17 protein-coding genes and 1 pseudogene are annotated in these 18,324 nt (G+C 68.0%); 6 read left to right on the forward strand and 12 right to left on the reverse strand.

Going from position 1 to position 18,324, the window contains the following annotated elements; translation table 11 throughout:
• The 4 genes from AC08OU_RS05240 to AC08OU_RS05255 form a co-directional block, all read left to right on the forward strand.
• Positions 1-264, forward strand: a 264-nt coding sequence (locus AC08OU_RS05240; protein WP_476604430.1) for a polysaccharide deacetylase family protein, incomplete at its 5' end; no start/stop codon positions are given.
• A gap of 5 nt (positions 265-269) precedes the next feature.
• Positions 270-674 carry a polysaccharide deacetylase family protein gene (locus AC08OU_RS05245; protein WP_476598678.1) on the forward strand — a complete coding sequence of 135 codons (405 nt, stop codon included), beginning with the start codon at positions 270-272 and terminating at the stop codon, positions 672-674.
• 251 nt (positions 675-925) lie between these two features.
• A complete protein-coding gene (locus AC08OU_RS05250) occupies positions 926-1,471 on the forward strand; it encodes a glycosyltransferase family 2 protein (protein ID WP_476604437.1) in 546 nt (181 codons plus the stop codon).
• Complete coding sequence (locus AC08OU_RS05255; RefSeq protein WP_462186943.1) at positions 1,417-1,938, forward strand: glycosyltransferase family 2 protein; 522 nt, start codon at positions 1,417-1,419, stop codon at positions 1,936-1,938. Before AC08OU_RS05250 ends, AC08OU_RS05255 begins: the two co-directional genes overlap by 55 nt.
• 317 nt (positions 1,939-2,255) lie before the next feature.
• Here the strand turns inward: AC08OU_RS05255 and AC08OU_RS05260 are convergent.
• A pseudogene (locus AC08OU_RS05260) lies at positions 2,256-2,549 on the reverse strand (glycosyltransferase family 2 protein); the annotation flags it as partial.
• 509 nt (positions 2,550-3,058) lie between these two features.
• Here AC08OU_RS05260 and AC08OU_RS05265 point away from each other — a divergent pair.
• A complete protein-coding gene (locus AC08OU_RS05265) occupies positions 3,059-4,591 on the forward strand; it encodes a sugar transferase (RefSeq protein ID WP_476598676.1) in 1,533 nt (510 codons plus the stop codon).
• On the opposite strand, the gene AC08OU_RS05270 is transcribed toward AC08OU_RS05265, so the two are convergent.
• The 3 genes from AC08OU_RS05270 to AC08OU_RS05280 all read right to left on the reverse strand — a co-directional run bounded on the left by AC08OU_RS05270 (position 4,588) and on the right by AC08OU_RS05280 (position 6,936).
• Positions 4,588-5,529, reverse strand: coding sequence for a glycosyltransferase family 2 protein (locus AC08OU_RS05270; protein WP_462202490.1), 942 nt, complete (start codon positions 5,527-5,529; stop codon positions 4,588-4,590). The two genes, AC08OU_RS05265 and AC08OU_RS05270, sit on opposite strands and share 4 nt — an antisense overlap.
• 226 nt (positions 5,530-5,755) lie before the next feature.
• Positions 5,756-6,370, reverse strand: coding sequence for a YdcF family protein (locus tag AC08OU_RS05275; protein ID WP_476604431.1), 615 nt, complete (start codon positions 6,368-6,370; stop codon positions 5,756-5,758).
• Between the two features lie 131 nt (positions 6,371-6,501).
• Positions 6,502-6,936, reverse strand: coding sequence for a glycosyltransferase (locus AC08OU_RS05280; protein ID WP_476604438.1), 435 nt, complete (start codon positions 6,934-6,936; stop codon positions 6,502-6,504).
• A gap of 458 nt (positions 6,937-7,394) precedes the next feature.
• On the opposite strand from AC08OU_RS05280, the gene AC08OU_RS05285 reads away from it, so the two are divergent.
• Positions 7,395-8,372, forward strand: coding sequence for a glycosyltransferase family 2 protein (locus tag AC08OU_RS05285; protein WP_476598673.1), 978 nt, complete (start codon positions 7,395-7,397; stop codon positions 8,370-8,372).
• Between the two features lie 21 nt (positions 8,373-8,393).
• On the opposite strand, the gene AC08OU_RS05290 is transcribed toward AC08OU_RS05285, so the two are convergent.
• The 8 genes from AC08OU_RS05290 to AC08OU_RS05325 form a co-directional block, all read right to left on the reverse strand.
• Positions 8,394-9,335, reverse strand: coding sequence for a right-handed parallel beta-helix repeat-containing protein (locus AC08OU_RS05290; RefSeq protein ID WP_476598671.1), 942 nt, complete (start codon positions 9,333-9,335; stop codon positions 8,394-8,396).
• 145 nt (positions 9,336-9,480) lie between these two features.
• Positions 9,481-10,686, reverse strand: coding sequence for a glycosyltransferase (locus AC08OU_RS05295; protein WP_476598669.1), 1,206 nt, complete (start codon positions 10,684-10,686; stop codon positions 9,481-9,483).
• A 34-nt stretch (positions 10,687-10,720) separates the two neighbouring features.
• A complete protein-coding gene (locus AC08OU_RS05300) occupies positions 10,721-12,328 on the reverse strand; it encodes a lipopolysaccharide biosynthesis protein (protein ID WP_476604432.1) in 1,608 nt (535 codons plus the stop codon).
• Complete coding sequence (locus AC08OU_RS05305; RefSeq protein ID WP_476598665.1) at positions 12,325-13,794, reverse strand: O-antigen ligase family protein; 1,470 nt, start codon at positions 13,792-13,794, stop codon at positions 12,325-12,327. Before AC08OU_RS05305 ends, AC08OU_RS05300 begins: the two co-directional genes overlap by 4 nt.
• Positions 13,795-13,828: 34 nt before the next feature.
• Positions 13,829-14,602, reverse strand: coding sequence for a Wzz/FepE/Etk N-terminal domain-containing protein (locus AC08OU_RS05310; protein WP_462188463.1), 774 nt, complete (start codon positions 14,600-14,602; stop codon positions 13,829-13,831).
• 186 nt (positions 14,603-14,788) lie between these two features.
• Positions 14,789-15,808, reverse strand: coding sequence for a glycosyltransferase family 2 protein (locus AC08OU_RS05315; protein WP_476598663.1), 1,020 nt, complete (start codon positions 15,806-15,808; stop codon positions 14,789-14,791).
• Between the two features lie 51 nt (positions 15,809-15,859).
• The gene (locus tag AC08OU_RS05320; protein ID WP_476598662.1) at positions 15,860-17,104 is read right to left on the reverse strand and encodes a class I SAM-dependent methyltransferase; all 1,245 of its coding nucleotides are present in this window, start codon (positions 17,102-17,104) and stop codon (positions 15,860-15,862) included.
• Positions 17,105-18,295, reverse strand: a complete 1,191-nt coding sequence (locus AC08OU_RS05325) for a class I SAM-dependent methyltransferase (RefSeq protein ID WP_476592207.1) — start codon at positions 18,293-18,295, stop codon at positions 17,105-17,107.
• Positions 18,296-18,324 lie beyond the last annotated feature (29 nt).

Genomic DNA, 18,324 nt, shown 5'->3' on the forward strand with positions numbered 1-18,324 from the left:
TTAACTTCGAAGACCCGGCATCAGTCCCTGGTCCTCACCTTCGACGACGCCTATGCGAGTCTGTTCGAGCATGCCGTGCCCGTCCTTCGGGAACTTGGTATTCCCGCGACGGTTTTCGTGGTCACGAAAGAGATCGGCGGTTGGAACAGGTGGGATGCGGTGAACGGCGCCGCCAGGCTACCGCTCCTCGACGCGAGCCGGCTGCGCGCCCTTCACCGGGAAGGCTGGGAAGTGGCGGCGCACTCCCGCACTCACGGGAGTTGACGAGGATGAGCAGGGCCGGCCTGTGGGACGAGCTTTCCGCGGCGCGCAGCGACCTCGCGGCCATCGGGCTGCCGAGGCCACGCCTGTTCGCCTATCCCTACGGGGAACATGACGCGCGCGTGCGCATGATGGTGAAGAAAGCGGGATACGACGCGGCGTTCACGCTGCTGACTCGGCGTGCCTTCCCGACAGCTCAGGACCGCTATGCCCTGCCCAGGATCGAGGTGGGGCGCCAGACCCGCGTTGATGCGCTCGTCGAGACGGCACGCAGACCGCAGGTTTACCGACGCCCCGACCTCGAGCGGGAACTGGGTGGGGCATTGCGTCGAGTTATCCCGGCCCAACGGACGATCCGCGGACGCGCCGGGGATCACGAGGCAGAAGATCACGAGGCGAGGAGCGCCGGATGAACCCGCACGGGAATCGGGAGTCCCCAACCGGTCCGGCCGCGACCGACGAGGGTACCTGCTGCTGTCAGCTCGAGGTGTCGGCCGAGGGCGTCGTGCGCTCGGCCGTGCCGCCACGCGACCATCAGCGACGTGCGCGGGTCCTCGTCCTGCTGCACGGTGAGCCGCTCGGCTATGCCGCGGCCGCCAGGACGGCCACCGGCATCGACGTCGATGAGCTGCTCGGCAGGGTCTGGTCGGAGTTCGGCGGGCGCATGAACGATCACCTGGTCAGCGAGGGTCTCCGCCCGCTCGAGCGCCTCGAGGCCCGCACCAGGCCTGCCGCAGCCACCGAGGCCTGCCCAAACAAGGTTCAATCCACAGATCTCGATTCCACGGATCTCGTCTCCGTCGTCGTCCCCACCAGAGACCGCAGTGAGATCCTGGCCAACTGCCTGCGTCGACTCACGGAGATCACCTATCCGGCCGTCGAGTTCCTCATCGTGGACAATGCACCGTCGAGCGACGCCACGAAGCGGGTCGTCGACTCGTTTGCGGCCACCGACGAACGATTCCGCCATGTCCCCGAACCACACCCGGGTCTCTCCCGCGCCCGCAACCGCGGGCTCGCGCTGGCGCGGGGGGTTTCCGGCGCCAGCCGGACGTTGCGTGCGTCACGGGACTCGTCTGCACGGCGAGCATCGCGAGCGCGGCCGAAGCCTACTTCGACGCCCGGGCGTCGTACTGGTCCACCCGCTGCGAGCCGGTGCTTTTCGACCTCGCCGACAACGAGCGGCACGGTCCGCTGTACCCCTACATAGGTTTCGTCGGCACCGGCGCGAATTTCGGGTTCGACGCCGCGTTCCTGCGGGACCTCGGCGGCTTCGACGAGACGTTGGGACCGGGCACCAGGAGCCGGGGCGGCGAGGACCTCGACCTCTTCGTGCGCAGGCTGCGGGCGGGCCGAGCGATCGCCTACGAACCAGCCGCCTTCGTCTGGCATCACCACCGCGCCGACGACGCGGCGCTGCTCGCCCAGATGTTCAGCTACGGCTCCGGTTTCACTGCCTTCCTGGCCAAGCTGCTTCTCCAGCGGTCGACCCGGGGTGAGGTGGTACGTCGCATCCCACGAGGCCTGCGTGGGATGGCCCGCATCGGCCATGCGACGAGCCAGCGGCTCGACGGGCGGGTCCAGGCCCCGAAGGGTGCCCTGCTGCGGGAGTTCACCGGCTACACCGCCGGACCATTGCTCTACGCCCAGGAGCGGCGAGCAGCCGCCAAGCAGTGAGACAGAAGACAACAAGGAAGGCGGTGACGTGGTGCAACGAGGAGGTCTCATGGCGCCGAATACGGAGGTCGAGATAGAGAAACTCCCACCGGAATGGGCTCTCCGCTGCTACCGGCGATCACCACGAATGGTGCAGCAAAAGGCGCAGCAGATAGCATACTGGACGTTGCGGAACGCGCCGGGACACCGGGTTTCGTGGGGGAACATGAAACGGGTCAGGCCGTTCAGCGACCGCTACGGATGGGACCGCGGGCTGCCGGTCTACCGGCACTACATCGAGCAGTGGATCAGTCGGCATGCCGACGACATCCGGGGGGTATCTCGGCCGGGTCGGCCGAGCCGTCGGCGTCGAGCGTGACAACAATGTCCCCCGATGCCACGGCAAAGCCGCAGGCCATGGCGTTGCCCTTGCCGTATCGGGTCTGGCGGACGACGACCACGCCGGGGCGTAGCTCGCGGGCCAGTCGGACGGTGTCATCGGTGGAGTTCCCATCCACCAGGATTATTTCGGCGTCCACCGGAAGTCGGCCAAATACTTCCCGCAGATTCCGCGCCTCGTTGAGCGTCGGAATCACCACGCTTACCGATGACGAATCACCCGAACCAGACAAGGACGCCCCCTGGACAGACCTGGATGGCCGGTGGACTACGGTGGAATTTCGTCCTGCCGAGCTTCCGACCACGCGCTCGTCACGCGCCGTGACTCTAAATAATGGATGTTGATAGCTCCGGAAGCCCGGTGCTGGCGTGTCGCCGACGGGGGTCGGGATATTTCCTCATCGTCGGCGGCGGACGGTACGCAACCGGCGGCCCAACCGTTTCCCCGGCCGGTCGGGGCATGGCCAGCGGATGCGTTCACCTAGACACGGACGCGGCGGCGATACGCGTCCAGACGGGGTGGCCAGACGGGGTTCTGGACGCGCGACCACTGAGGTGCGTACGTTCGCCACGACCGGCGGGTCACTGGGGCTGCTCACCGACTGGCTCACCTTCGCCGGCTACGGGAGCGGATCGTTCCAGGTCCAACCCAGCAGCAACTATGAACACCCACTGCCATCCGATGGAGCGGAGAACAACCGATATGGCCAAGGCCGGGGAAACCGCACGACGAAGGCCCGAGGTGCCTGACTCAACCGGAGGGCGGGACGAGGACCCCGCGATGCTCTCGTCGGTGGCGGCCACGCCCCGGGACACAACCATCCCGGCTATTCCGCAACAACGGCAACCAGAGCCGCCGGCAGCCGGGCCGCCGGAGTGGAAGGTCCGGCTGACCGCCAGAATCTTCATCATCGATGCCACGGCAATCACGGTCGCGCTTACCTGTTCCTATGTCCTCCGGTTCGGTATGAATTCGAACCCAACCGTCCACGGGGCGTCATATCTCTCCGTCGCGATAGGTATCGGACTGGGCTGGCTCGCCATGCTCGGCGCCGCCGATACCTATCAGACGAAATATCTGGGCATCGGAACCGAGGAATACCGGCGGATCAGCGTCGCGACGTTCCGACTGTGGGGCACGACGGCGATCCTCTCCTACGTCCTGCGCGCAGAAGTCGCTCGCGGGTTCTGTCTGGTGGTCCTGCCGCTGGGGCTGCTGCTGCTGATTACCGGTCGGATGCTCGCCCGCCGGCGGCTGGTGGCGGCTCGGCGGGCCGGCCGTGCCCGCCACCGGGTTGTCGTCGTCGGTGACCGTAGCACGGTGGCCGAACTCGTCAGCGAGTTCCGATATGAACCCGCGGCCGGATTCGAGATCGTCGGCGCATGCCTACCCCGGCAGGACGACTACTCGGCCGATTATTTTCCCTTTCCCGTCCTCGGTGCCCTGCCGGCGCTGCGGTCCGCCGTCGCCCGCGCCATGGCCGACACGGTGGTGGTCGCCTCATCCGCGGCGGTCAACATCGAAGCCGCCAAGCGGATCGCCTGGGACCTCGAGGGGACCGGTGTCGATCTCGTCATCGCGTCGAGTATGGCCGGAATCGCCGGACCGCGGGTGTCCCTGCGGCCGATCGCAGGTCTCCCCCTGCTACACGTGGAGAGCCCGGTCTATACCGGTTGGCGAAAGGTCGCCAAAGACATCTTCGACCGAATCCTTGCCGCCATGGCCCTCGTTACCCTGTCTCCGCTGCTGCTTCTCGTCGCGTTGACCATCCGGGTCGACAGCACCGGACCGGCGTGGTTTCGCCAGACCCGGGTGGGTAAGGACGGCCGCGCGTTCCAGATCCTCAAGTTCCGGACGATGTACGTGGACGCCGAACGGCGCCGGGCAGCCCTGGAGGAGCGCAACGAGGCTGACGGGCCACTTTTCAAGATTCGCGACGACCCCCGCGTCACTCGGGTCGGACGGACGCTACGGCACCTGTCGATCGACGAGCTGCCGCAACTCGTCAACGTCCTCCGCGGCGAGATGTCGCTGGTGGGGCCGCGGCCGCCGCTGCCGGCAGAGGTCGCTCAATATCACGACTCCGTCCACCGTCGATTCAAGGTCAAGCCCGGCCTGACCGGACTGTGGCAGGTAAATGGGCGTTCAGAACTGCCCTGGCGGGACGGGGTGCGGCTCGACCTCTACTATGTCGAGAACTGGTCGATCATGCTCGACCTCGCCATCATCGCCCGGACTGTTCGCGCCGTTCTGCGGCGGTCCGGCGCATTCTAGGCTGGCGGAAGGGGCGGATAGCCGGCCCGCCAGTCGGCCCGCCGAGTCCAGACGACGCGCCAGCCGCCGCTCCCGGCGCCGGCCGGCCGGCCGGTTACCGTGGCGAGGGCCGCCCGCAGCGCCACCCCGAGGAGCAGCATCGCCAGACACACCGTCCGGCGCCACCCGGTCCAACGGGTCCGCGCCAGTGTCACCTTGCCCGTCATCACCAGCACGTGCTTGTCCGCCCATCCGGCGGAGGACGCACCGCCATGGTGAACCACGACCGCGCCGGGTGTGATCACGGGATCCAGGCCGGCTCGGCGGGCCCGGATCGACAGGTCGACGTCCTCGCCGTACATGAAGAAACGGGGGTCGAAGCCACCGAGCTGCTCGAACAGCGCGCGTGGGATGAGCAACAGGCAGCCCGTCACCACCCCCACGGCCCGAACCGTGTCGCGAGGCCACGGTCCCATTGATTCGGGATCGAACAGGGCCGAACGCCGGAAGGCGGTGGACAGTCCGAGGCCGAAGCACACATGGCTCCAGACGGTCGGGACAGCCCAGCACGACCTGGGGTCGATGGTCCGGTCCGGACCGAGGGTGCGACCGCCGTAGATGCCGTGCCTCGGGTTGGCCCGCGCGAAGTCCAGCAGGTTCGCGACCGCGCCGGGGAGCACCACCGTGTCGGGGTTGAGGAGGAGCAGGTACTCCCCCTTCGCGTGGGAGGCCGCGAGGTTGACCGCCCGGCCGAAGCCGAGGTTCGTCCTCTGCTCGATCAGGTTCACCGCGGGAAACCGACCACGGATGATCGAGACAGAGTCGTCCGTGGAGGCGTTGTCCAGGACGATCATCTCGGTCGCTAGACCGTCGGACGCGGCTACACAGGACTCCAGGCATGCCGCCGTCATGGCGCCGGTGTTGTAGGAGACGATCAGGATCGAGACGTCGACGCCCATTTCCCTCTCCAGACCCAGGTAATCTGTGTCGGCAGTGGTGGTCCGGCCGTCGGCCGTAACGCTGATCGTGCCAACTGGCCCCGGCCGCCAGTTCCTGCCTCACCCTAGACGACGGGTTGTCGTTCGGTTGGTTATCCGACCGCGGGCCGGTGGCGTTTCTGGCGCATTCCGGGTCCTCGCAACGCGGGCCAGCATTCCCACCCGGTCCCCGGTCGGCTCCTCGGGGTCAGCAGCTCCGCTGCCAGATCAGTGCCTTTGCGAGGGCGCCCCATTCGTAGGCGATCGCATAAGGCCATTCCCGGAGGCGACGCGGGCCGACCACAGTGACCCGCAGATCACCGTGGAAGCAGCGGCTGATGCGGACACGGGCGCGGGTGTCCTGCGCGCGGCCGGTGACGAAGAGGATCCTGGTCCAGCCATGTCGGGCGGCGAGCTCAGCGGTTGCCCGCGCCTCGCCCCGAGTGGTCACCGGGTGCGGAGAAAAGCAGATCACCTCCACCTTCGGTGCCTCGTGGGCGGAGCACCACCGCATCCCGGGGGTAGACATCACGAGGACGGGAGCGTAACCGGTACGGGCCAGTTCGATCGCCTTGCCGGTTCTGTCCCCCGGACCCGCCAACATGACGATGGCGTCCGCCTGGACGGGCACGTCGGCGGCCGGGAATACGAACAGCCGAAGGGTAAGCGCGGTGAAACCTGCCAGGACCACCGCGAACAGCATCACGATGAGCCGGCGTCGCCCCGCTCGTCCCCACCGGTGGCGCGCAGCCCGGCCCGCCTCCGGCGGGGGGCCGGATGACCGCCGCTCACCGGCCGGCGGTGACGACGCAGCGGAAACCACACCGTCATTCAAACATGCCGGTACCTGACCACGACCGAGGAAATCGTCGGTGCCCGAGGACCCCGGCCAGCCCCGAACCCCCATCTGTCGGTATTTCTCCTGACCACGGATTCTCCGTTTCCCGGGCCGGGCTAGAGGTCTCTCAACAAAGTCGCGAACCGGCGGGCCTGGGCTTCCGTGTTCAGGCGGTGCTCGACGTCCAGGTGGGCGGCCGCACCGAGCGCGGCCGCCCGGTCCGGGTCGAGCACCAGCTGCACGACCGCTTCAGCGAGCGCATCGGTGTCGTAGGGCGGAACGAGAATACCGGTACGGCCGTGATCGACGTAGTCCCGGATGCCGGGGGTATCGGTCACCACGACGGGACGACCACTGGCCATCGCCTCCAACACGACGGTGACGCCGCTCACGTGAAGATTGGGCCGGAGGCAGACGACCACCATCGATGCGGTCCTGTACAGGTCGCTCACCTCGGGAAGAGTAAGACGGTTCCGACGCCGGCCGAGCCACGGTGGCACGGCCACGTTTCGGGCTGTCACCAGCTCGAGTCTCAGCTCCGCCAGCCTCATCTCCGCCAGCCTGCTCCGCCCCTGGGACAGGCCGCGGACCAACGTTTCGAAGTCGCGGTGCCGATCATTTCCGACACTCACCACGGGCCCTTTCTTCGGAGGGTTTCCAGATGGCCGGAAAAATGTGGAGTCGCCCCCGAACGGAACGTACGAGAAACGGCTTTCAGGAATGCCAAGCTGCGTTCGGAGCGGCGGAATCTGGGCGGTGGAAAGCGTAAATATCCGACTGGCCCTTCGCAGGGCGCAGCGGGCGATCTCCAGCGAGCCGGGCCGTCGACCGGCGACATCGGCCAGCCAGTCGCCAGCGCCGGGCGTCACCACGGGAAGTGTCGTCGGGTCCCCACGCACGCACCCGGTCCGGCCACGATGGTCTACCGTGTGTGCCGCCCGCCTACCTGAATACGACTGCGTCGCGCGGGCCGGCGCCGGCCTGGGGTGATCAGACAGTGGATTTTGTCATGCAACAGTCGGATCGCGCCGACCCGGCGAGCGGAAAAACCCCCGCAGCCCCGGCGCACCATAAGCATGCGCGCGCAAGCGTCGTCATTCCGGCCTATAACGAGGCGGCCGTGATCGGCCGCTGCCTTGACCGGCTCGCCGACGGCGCCGCCCCCGAGGACCTGGAGATCGTCGTGGTCGCCAACGGCTGCTCCGACGAGACCGCCCGTCGGGCCCGCGACCGAGGTGTCCGCTGCGTGGAGACCGCGAAGGCCGGCAAGGCGGCCGCGCTGAACCTTGGCGACGCCGAGGTCACCGCCTTCCCGCGATTCTATGTGGACGCCGACCTGGAGGTGTCCGGCGCCGACCTGCTGCGGGTGGCCGACGTGCTGCGGACCGGCCCGGCACTGGCCGCATCACCGCGCCTGACAATCCATCTTGCCGGCACGAGCCGCGTAGTACGCGACTACTACCGCATCTGGCTGCGGCTGCCCTATGTGCGCAACGGCCGAATCGGTGGGGTCATTGGAGTGAGTGAGCAGGGCCGGGCCTGTTTCGATCGTTTCCCGGACGCAATCGCAGATGACTTCTTTCTCTATCACCGGTTCGCACCGGATGAGCGATGCACGGTCGACGGCACCTGTTTCGTCGTACATCCGGCCCGGACCGCACGCGACCTCGTTCGACAGAAAAGCCGGGTTTTCGCCGGCAACGCCCAACTGCGCGCCCTCGGGCTGGCGCCCGCGGGCGGTCCCACGAAGGGTGGTCGTGGCCTCGCCGGCGGGTCCGTGGACTGGCTCAGGGTGGTCCGCGCCGAGCCCCGCCTGCTCGGCGCGGCGCCGGCGTATCTCGCGGTCTCCACCGTGGCGAAGATGCTCGCCCGCCGGAAGGTTCGCCGCGGGGACCTCGGCACGTGGGAGCGCGACGGCAGCAGCCGCGGGGGCAGCCCAGCACCATCGCCATCGCCATCGCCATCGCCATCGCCATCGTGTCTCTGACCTTGCCTCGGGTCCGGCCACTCATCGGGTCCGGCCACACAGGACCACCGGCCGGCCGGTGTCCGCCCAGACGTTCCCGGCACTGAAGAAAGTGGTCTTACCGGCATCGTCGTTGCCCAGCCGGCAGACACTCCAGCGGAAGCCGCGGCCGAAACGGTTGTCCGTCACGCGGAGGTTCCTGGCAGCGACCACAAGCGTCGTTCCGCCGGCGTTCAACCAATTGTGGTCGATAACCACATCACGGTTACCTCCGTTCGCCCACTCCAGAAAGACGACGGCTGTCTGGGTCTTGTCGTACGGGGAGAGGTCGAGGTTGTTACACACCACACTCAGGTCCCGGACCCCGCGGACCTGGATGCCGTCGGTATGGGCCCCTTTCGGTGGCCCTCGGTCATGGACGTAGTTATGACGGATGGTGACGCCGGAAACCGGTCCGAGCGTGGACGAGATGTGGAAGCCGTCGTCGCCACCGGAAAGATTACTGTACTGGATGACGTGACCTGCGCCACCTCTGATTGCGATCCCACTTGTCGCCACGTGATCGATCAGCACATTACTTCCGCGCACGCGGATGCCATCGTGGACGATCGAGTTTCTTATCGTCACGTTGTCGGCATAGATGTCGATGAGTCCGGAGAACTCCTTGTTCTCCAGTACCTGTCCGGGAGTGGCCAGTTTCCCGGCGGGCATCGGCTGGAACCGGGATCCGGGCGCGGGGCCGGTGTTCGAGGCGTCCGGCTTGCGGTCGCATCCTCGGGCCGCGGCCGGGTCGCCCCCTGGTAGGCCGCGGGTCGCGGCACCGCCATCCCGGGTCGCGGCACCGCCATCCGGTGAAACCCCGGCCGGGACAGTGGCCGGGACAGTGGCGGGGGCCGGTGTGCCCGCCGTCCGCGCGGGCCCGTCTCTCGAGCGAAGGGCGACCAGCAGCCCACCGCCCGCCACCAGCGCCACGAGCACCGCCACGGATCCAATCAGGACATACCGGTGTCGATTGGTCAAATCAGCGCGAGCCATCGAATCCTTCCAGAGCTATCCCACCGAGCCGGGGGCCGCGCCGTACCGGCCCTTTTCGTGGGTCTGGAGACCCGAGCGGGGAACTCCAGCCGGTCTACGCCTGCACTGCCAGGAGACGGGGCTCGGCGGGCGCGGCCGGGCCGAGGACGAAGTCCAGGAAGGCGACGTGCCGAGCGGACCAGCTGTTGTCCGCGACGAAATCCAGCCGGTCAGCCTCCGTGACGGCCGGCCAGGTCAGGATCTCGTTCATCGCCGCCACCGGATCGTCCCCCGGACGCAGCAGTCGGACCCGCCGCCCGATGCCCCGAACCGGGGCAAGGTCCGTGGCGAGGACGGGACGCCCGGCTGCCAGATATTCGTAGATCTTGATGGGGTCCATAGCCTCGGTCAACGGAGTGCTCCGGTGGGTGAGCAGGCACACGTCGGCCGCGGCGATCAGACCGGTCACGGCCGGCCGGGGCAGATGTCCGGGCAACCGCACCGACCGCAGCATCCGCAGCGACCGGACGGAGGCCTCGTCCGGGATGGGGCCGGCCAGAATCACGGTGCCGGCCGACGCCAGGCGGCGAATCATGTCCAGATCGAGGCGGGTGTCGACGGTGCCCGCGTACACGCACCACGGCCGAGGGAGGCGCCGGAGCCAGTCCGGCGGGGACGGCGGGCGCAGCCACTCGGCCGGGTCGACACCGTTGTGCACGACCAGCCCGGCACCGGTCGGCCCGGCACCGGTCGGATGGAGGCGTTCCAGCAGCGGCCTGGACACCGCGATGACCGGCAGCCGCCGGCGCCGGATCTCCTCGTAGGCATGCCGGAAGGCCGGATGCCACCGCCGTAGCGATGGGTGGGTCGCCCAGTCGTCCCGGGCGTAGTACATGACCAAGCCGGCCCAGGACATGTCGGCGAAGCCCGCCAGCGGCGGATACATAGTGATCACGACGGGTCGTTTGCAGCCGGCCCGGCCCGCGGCCCGGCCGAGCCTCCTGTCATACCGCCGATAGGCCGCCCGCAGCGACGGCAGCGTCACCGGGTCCTTGCGGCGCCACCGCTGCGGCGACACCAGATGCCCCTCAACGCCACCGGACGGTGGCAGGACGGTGGTCCGGCCGCCCCGCAGCACCGTACCGAGGTGGCTCCGAAACGGCTCGGCCACGACCACGCGCCGGACCCTGGGCGATCGCAGCAGGGTGAGCAGTAGACGATCGGGAGGACGCATGTACGCCCTGATCGCCATGTCCTGGAGCGTCTCGATCGGCAGGGCCAGCACCACGTCCCGCTGGCCCGCCGTGGGGGCATCTTCCATAAGAGTGGACTCCTTCACCGTTGAGCCATCGGGTTCACCCGTGAGCCGTCGGGCCCAGCGCGTCGTCTCTGCGCGACGACGCCGGAGCAGGCTGCCCCGAGCCGGCGCTCGCGCGCCGGGCATACTGCAGTAGGTCCGCCAACGCGGGTGGGCGTTGTCTCCACGTGATCATGATGTAGGTCGCGGCACCGGCCAGCACGCTCGCCAACAGGCACACTGGGCGGGCAAGCCGGAACCCGTGGGTGAGCCACTGGACAGCGGCCATCACGGCGACGGTCCCCGCGGTCGCCACGACGTGCGGCCAGACCGCGGTGACCAACTCGCGCGGCTTCGCGTCCACCAGTCTGAAGGGAATCGCGAAGCCGGGCGGTAGCAGGAGGACGATCACGATGGCGTACGCCGCCGCGACCCCGTTGATTCCCCACGGCAGGCCGGCGAAGTAGCTGCCGAGCATCAGCAGGCCGGAGAAGATTCCCCAGCGCAGCAGCAGGTCAGTTCTTCCCTTCACGTTGTAGAGGACCCCGACGCTGAAACTCACCGACTGGATGCCGCCGATCGGGGCGAGCAGCCAGATGAGCGGCACCAGCCGTTCCCAGCGCGCGCCGAGCACGACCAGGACGACGTCGCGCGCGACGACAGTGAGTCCGGCCATGACCGGAAAACAGACCAGAGCGGCGAGCGCGCATGACCGGAAATAGACCCGGCGGATCGCGGCGTGATCGTCCTGGAGCCGGGACAGACCGGCGAACATGACTTCCTGGAACGCCGTGGAAACAGTGCTCACCGGATACATGAGCACCCGCTGCGCCAGGCCATAGTAGCCCAACTGCTGGGCTCCGAGGAAATGCCCGACAATCACCTTGTCGCCGTGCAGCAGAAAGAAGTTGAAGACGCTGAACCCGCTCAGGTTGGCGCTGAAACGCAGCACGGACCTGACCTCGGCGGGGCTGAACGACGCCCTGGGACGCCACGGCGACTGCAGCCACGCGACGAGGGTGGTGACCCCGAATCCGACCAGATAGCCGATGACCAGTGACCACACCTGGTAGCCCAGCAGGGCGAACAGGATCGAGCAGGCCACGTTGGCCGCCATCCCGATGATATTCGCCGCGGCGACGGCACCGAACTTCATCTCCCGGCGGAGCAGCCACTGCTGCAGGTCACCGAGGCTGGCGAGCAGCAGGCCGAGGCCCAGGACCTGGAGCACGGGCGTCAGCGCCGAGTCACCGTACAGGCTGGCCAGGCCGGGCGCCAGCAACGCCAGCAGGCCCGAGATGACCAGACCAAGCCCGATGTTGAGGAAAAAGACGCTGCTGAGCAGCCGCTCGCTGATCTTGTCTCGTTGGACAACCGCCATGCCGGTCCCGAAACCCCGCAGAATTTCGAGGAACATCACGATGACCAGCGCCATCGTCATGAGACCGAACGCCCGCGGTTCGAGCAGGTGAGCCAGGACGACCTGGACCAGCAGGCGGGTGACCTGCACGACAACCTGGTTCACCGACATCCACCGGGCTCCGCTGGCCATCGAACCGCGCGGCGCCCGACGGGACGGCGACGGCTCCGCCACGGTCTCCCCCGCCCCCAACAGGGCGGCCGGCCGGGTCACGGACGACCGGGTCACGGCCGGTGGCTGGCTCACCGCTGCCACCCGGAGGCCAGGACCGCCGGTGCGGGGGTCATCCGCCAGAGTGCTCCGGCGCAGCCGATGAGCAGGAACAGCAGGCCGGCAAGCATCGCGAAGCTCAGGGCGTCGAAGGTGAGGAAGCTGACGACCCCGGCCAGGATCGAGGCCATCAACGCCTGGCCGAGTTCCCGGTCATGCTGTTCCCGGGCCCGACGCCGCGCCCCACGGGCCACCAAGAGACCGACGGCGACCCAGACCAGCAGCACGATTGTCCCGACGACTCCGGTCTCCAGCACCGAGCCGAGTAGCTGATTGTCAAGGTAGAAGTACTGGTGGGGGGTGAATGTGCCCAGTCCACGGCCGAGGAGCAGCCTTTGCGTGAACAACTTCCAAGCCTGGGCGTAGTCCTCGGTGCGGCCGGTCACGCTGGGGTCCGCGCCGGCCCGCAGGAACAGCGAGACGGTCGCCTCGAGCAGACCGGGAAACAGCGTGTGCAGGACGAGGACGGACCCGGCCAGCGCCAGCAGGCCGTTGAGGCGGCGGCGGACCGGCCAGACCGCCGTCAGGGTCAGGATCGCCACGGCGGCGCTCACGGCGGTGCTTCGCGAGACGCTCATCGGCAGGACGGCCCCGATGACGGCGACCTGGGCCCAGGCACCGACCCGCGCCCACCCGCGGGCGGCGACGGCGTAGTACAGGGCCAACGGCAACACCACGGCCAGGACAACCCCGAACTCGATCGGATGCACGGCCGTCGCTGCGACCCGCTCGAAGCCAGACCGGACGTCGACGCGATCGACGTCCGGTCTGAGCGACATTCCCGGGGGGACCAGGACGGCGCTGTAGTTACGACCGGTCAGAAACTCGATCCCGCCGATGGTGGCCATGAAGGTGGCGCCCAGCACCACCCGGCGCAGCAGGCTGTCCAGCCGGGTCCGGCACCGGATCGCATCGGCGGCCAACAGCGTCACCCCGGCCTGCGCCACGACCGTCACGAGACTGCGATGAGCGGAGCTGACCTCTGTCGCTTCCACCACGCGGGTGAACATCATCGCGAAACTGAGCGTGAGAACCCATACGAGTACCAGCGTCGCGGCCCGCACCGGCTGGAACACCGGGTCGAACCGGGCGCGTCGTGCGGCCTGGTGAACCAGCCAGCCGGCAAGACAGCAAAGGCCGACGGGCACGGTCAGCTTCCCCAACGGCGGGAGCCGGTAGGTCGCCGGCACGGCGAAGAGAACGAAGACCATCAACGTCAGCAGCGTCACCGCGTCCCGCCGACTCGCCAGCAGGGGCACCGCCACGGCCGGGACGGCCAGCACCACGGCCGGCCCGACCGGCCCGAGCACCATCGCCGCCGCTACGGCGGCGGATCCGAACGCGACCGCAGCGAGCACCGACCCGGCGGCGCCAGGTGCCTGGCCGGCACCGAACGGCCCGGCCCCCGGCGCCGCCCGGCCGGTGAGAGAGCCGGCGGTCATCCGGCCACCAGCCCGCTGGTCACCGGTTCACCTCTCACCGGTTCGCCTCGAACCGCCAGGCGACCCGTCGAGTGCCCGCCATGGGATCTTCGGGGAGTGCGTGCCGTCCGCGCCGACCCCGGCCACGGCCACGGCTGGCGCCCGCCCGGGCGGGACCGTAATGCTCCGCCCCTCCCCGTGACCGGGCCCGGCGCCCGGCCTCGGCGTCGACGGCAAGCGCCAGCCCCAGCGCCGCTGCCACGCCGAGGAACGCGACGGTGCCAAGCAGCTTGAGGCTACGGGCGGGCTGCACGCTCGTCAGCGGCGGCTCGGACAGCGGCGCTATCCGGTAACGCTGGTCCGGCGGCACAGCAGACTGCAGATCGTTCGACTTCGCGGTGATCACACGTACCACCTGATCCAGGGTGCGAGTGGCCTCGGTGGGATCGGCGGCCGTGGCCGTTACATCGAGGAATACCGTCTCCGGTTGCACCGAGATCTCGTAGTCACCATGGAATCCAGCCGAACGGATCTCCTCCCGCACCTGCCGAGAGTCCATGATCTTCGACTCCGTGAGAGCCAGCAACTTGAGTGAATCGCCAAAGTAGGAGAGCGGGTTGACGGGCTGCAGGATAAACCCGGAACCGGAGGAGGATGTGGCGAGCTTCTGCTCCACCGACGGGCCGACCACGAGGACCATGGCCTTCGACTGGTAGACAGGCTTGGCGACAGACATCGTGATCCCGATTGCGGCCGCCGTGGCGAGCAGGATCGGAAGCATGACATACCATCGGCGGAACGCCGTTCTGGAGATCGTCACGATGTCCATGTCGGACTCCCCCGGTAAGCCGACGACGCCGACGGCGAGGCCTGGTCCGCACCATGACCAGAAGGTTCTGTCATTCGGGGCTCCAAGGATTCATACGCCTGAACCGATCCCATCATCAGCCTGGATCGATTCAATGTAGTCGCCCTGCGCCGCGCCGATATGCAGGCCGACCCGCGTGTCGTCGCGCTACCCGGACCGGTGGGATGGGGACTTCGCGGCGAGTCGGGTCCCGATTCGGGTCCCGAATGTCATGCGTACCTCGCCGCCCATGTGCCGAGCATGGGGCAATGCCCACTGCCGCCCCAGAACCGCCAGGCAGCGAGCCCGCTCGACCCGATCGAGCCGGTCGTGGGACAGGATCACATGAATCATCCGGACGGTCTTCTCCACCATCGGCAGCGACGGTGCCTGCCGGTGCGGGTCAAACCACAGAGCGCGTTCCTCAGCACCCGGGTTGGCATTCATCGAAGTGTTCTCGTGGAAACGCCTGAGAAACAGGCGTTCGGGCACCTCGACAAACTGTCCACCCAGGGCGAGTTGCGCCAGGAGAACCACGTCGGAACCGACGTATTTTCCGATGAGATCCGTCTTCAGGATCGCTTCTGCCCGTATGACACCGAATACCGGATGGTATTCGGTGCGGGTCGACAGGAAGTGTCGCAGACGCTCGTGCGGCGTCGGCTCACACAGGTTCATCCCATCCTCGAAGCCACCGGTCACCGTATCGTTCAGGTCGATGAGCGCCGTTTTGGGGTAGGCCAGGACGGCAGTGGGCGACGCGGCGGTCAGGGCCGCGACGCACCGGCTGACGAACGCGGGGGCGCAGAGGTCGTCGTGGGCGGCCCACTTGAAGTAGGTTCCCTCGGCGAGGTGGACGATCCGGTTGTAGTTCCAGGCCGCGCCGCGGTTCACCGGACTCCGGTGGTACTCGATCCGCGGATCCCGGCGGACGAATTCCCGGCAGATCTGCTCGGTTCGGTCGGTACTGCCGTTGTCGGCGACGACGATCTGAAGGTTCGGGTAGTCCTGCACGACGATCGACTCCAGCGCCCGGGCCAGGAAGTTCTCCCCGTTGAAGACGGGTAGTCCCACCGTCACGAGCGGCCGGGCGGGCGGGCGGGGTGACGGGACACCAGGCCCCGCCTGGCGATCATGCCCCTTGCGTCGGGCCTCACCCTGGGTGCCGCTGTCGACAGGTATGGCCATTCTCCATCGTCCCTCCGTCCGGCCGGAGCCGGACCTCTGCTGACGAGCTTGTCAACTACTAAGTGGCACGACCTCCGCGGGCACACCCAGTTCCGCCAACCGGCCGCGCACCTCGTCCAGATACAGCGGATTCGGGAGAAAAACGCGCCCCACCCGCTCCACCGACAGGTCCTCGGGTGCCAACACCGGATGCCCGGTGCCGGGCACGAACAAGCCCCTCTTCCGCGGGTTGAGGTCGACGACTCCCCGCACGGCGGAACCGGCGTCCAACACGTTGAGGAATGCCACCCCCTTGGACCCCGCCCCCCAGACCAGCGCACGCGGCGCGTCCCAAGCGGAATCGGCGGCCGTCGCCAGGTCGGCGAGATGCGCGGACCAGCGCCCGACAACCTCCCGGTAGACGTCACCGAACTTTCTGGCCTGGACCACGAACCGGTCCGTCGCCACCACGTCCTCGCCGGCGGCCGGTCCGATCCGACCGGGCGGACGGGCCGGCGGCGCCGTCCTGGCCTCGATCCAGAGGAACTGGTCACCGTAGGACGTCCCGGCGTCGGTGACGGTGAACCCGGCCGCGCTCACCACCCGCCGGAGTCCGGCCGGCGAGAAGTACGACACGTGCGGGTAGATGAAGTCCCACACCCCCGCCTCGCCGAGGACGAAGCCGCCGTTGGGCACCTCGAGATACAGCGATGCGTCCCGGCCGCCCAGCGCATTGCGGATATCGGTCAGGAAGCCCAGTGGATCGGACACGTGCTCAAGGACGTGCCGGCAGACGACAAGATCTGCCGGGAGATGGGAATAGCGCGGACCGTACAGGTCGACCACAAAGGTCACCGCGGCGTCGTCGGCACGTTCGGGGCCGATGTAGGTCGGGTCGTACCCGGTTCCGGCACACAGTCCCCGGGCGCACAACAGGCGCAGGAAGTCCCCCTTGCCCGACCCGATCTCGACAATCTCCCGCCCCACCAGGTTGTGCCGGACGATCAGACGGTCCGCCAACGCCTCGGCGTACGCCCGGAAGGCGGGCGAGAAGTGCAGCGAGTTGTCATACTCGCCGCCGTACTCGACGAGCCCGGCCTCGAACGCGACATTGACCACGGTGCCGCACTCGGCACACAGCGACAGCTCCAGAGCACGGCGCTGCGCGGCCATAGCGGCCTCCCGCGACGGCCACAGCACGCCGGTCATCACCGGCGAACGCTCAACACGTACCAGGTCTTCGAGCGCGGTGCCCTGGCACGCCGGACAGACATTGGTCACCGGACAGACGTTGTTCACCAGACAGACATTGCTCACTCAGACGGCCCTCAGCTCGGTGTCGACACCCAGCCGGGTCAACTCCCCCGCGATCTCGTCACGATAGATCGGATTCATGATGATCAGAAGGTCCGGCCTGTCTTCCCGCAGCCACTCGGACGGGACGATGCGGTGGCCGCTGCCCGCCATGAACATGCCGTGTTTGTGCGGGTTGATGTCGACGGCGTAGCGGACCAGGCCGGCGGCCGGGCCGAGGGTCGCCAGAAACGACACACCTTTGGAGCCCGAACCCCAGATCGCCGCCTTTTCGCCGCGCTGCTGCCCGTGCCGCAGCATCTCGCTCCACCGGTTCAGCGTCGTGGCCACCTCACGCTGGAAGTGCCGTACCCCGACGCGCAGGGTGGCCAGGTCGTCCTCGATCGGCAGCGGGTCACCGGCCGCCGGAACGGTGGACGGCCGCGCCTCGATCAGCAGGTACTGGTCGTCATAGTCGAGGGAGACGTCGAGCACCTCGAACCCGGTAGCTCGGAACAACCTCGCCAGCGAACCGGCGCTGAAATAGGAGCAGTGCTCGTAGTACACATCCCAGAACGCCGCCTCCTGCAGCACCCGCAGGACGTCCGGCAGCTCAAAGAGGACCGGGATATCGGTCCGGTCACCGATCGCGGCCCGGATCATTCGCATGAAGTCGCCGACCGGCGCGATGTGCTCCAGGGTGTGCCGGCACACGACGGCGTCGGCGGTCAGGTGCGCATACCGCTCGGAGTAGAGGTCCGTGATCCAGGTCAGCCGGCCGGCAACCGGGCTGGTGATGCGCTCGGGCCGGACACCCGGGTCGATCCCGATGCCGGCGCCGGCACCCTGCTCGACCATGTGGACGAGAAACTCACCCTTGCCGCACCCGATCTCCAGGACCGTCTTCCCGTACAGGTCGTACTTGTCGGTCCATCGCTTGGCAAGGTCCCGCGCGAACTCCTGAAAGCGGGTGGAGAATGCCTGCGTCTCCTCATAACGGGCGGAATACTGATTCTTGGCCGGATCGAAGGCCGTGTTCATGATGAAGCCGCAGCCCTCGCAGAAGGCGATCCGCAGGTTACCCCTCGGGAACGCCCGGGCCTCGTCCTCGCCGGCCAGCAGCAGACAACTGTGCGACGGGACGTCGTCCTTTGTATAGAAGGAGGTGAGACGGGAACCGCCGCAGGCGGGGCAGGCGGTGGACTGGTCAGTCATGGTACGACCCTCGGTGTCGGAACCGGAAG

This window comes from Frankia sp. CcMO1 (assembly GCF_977945845.1).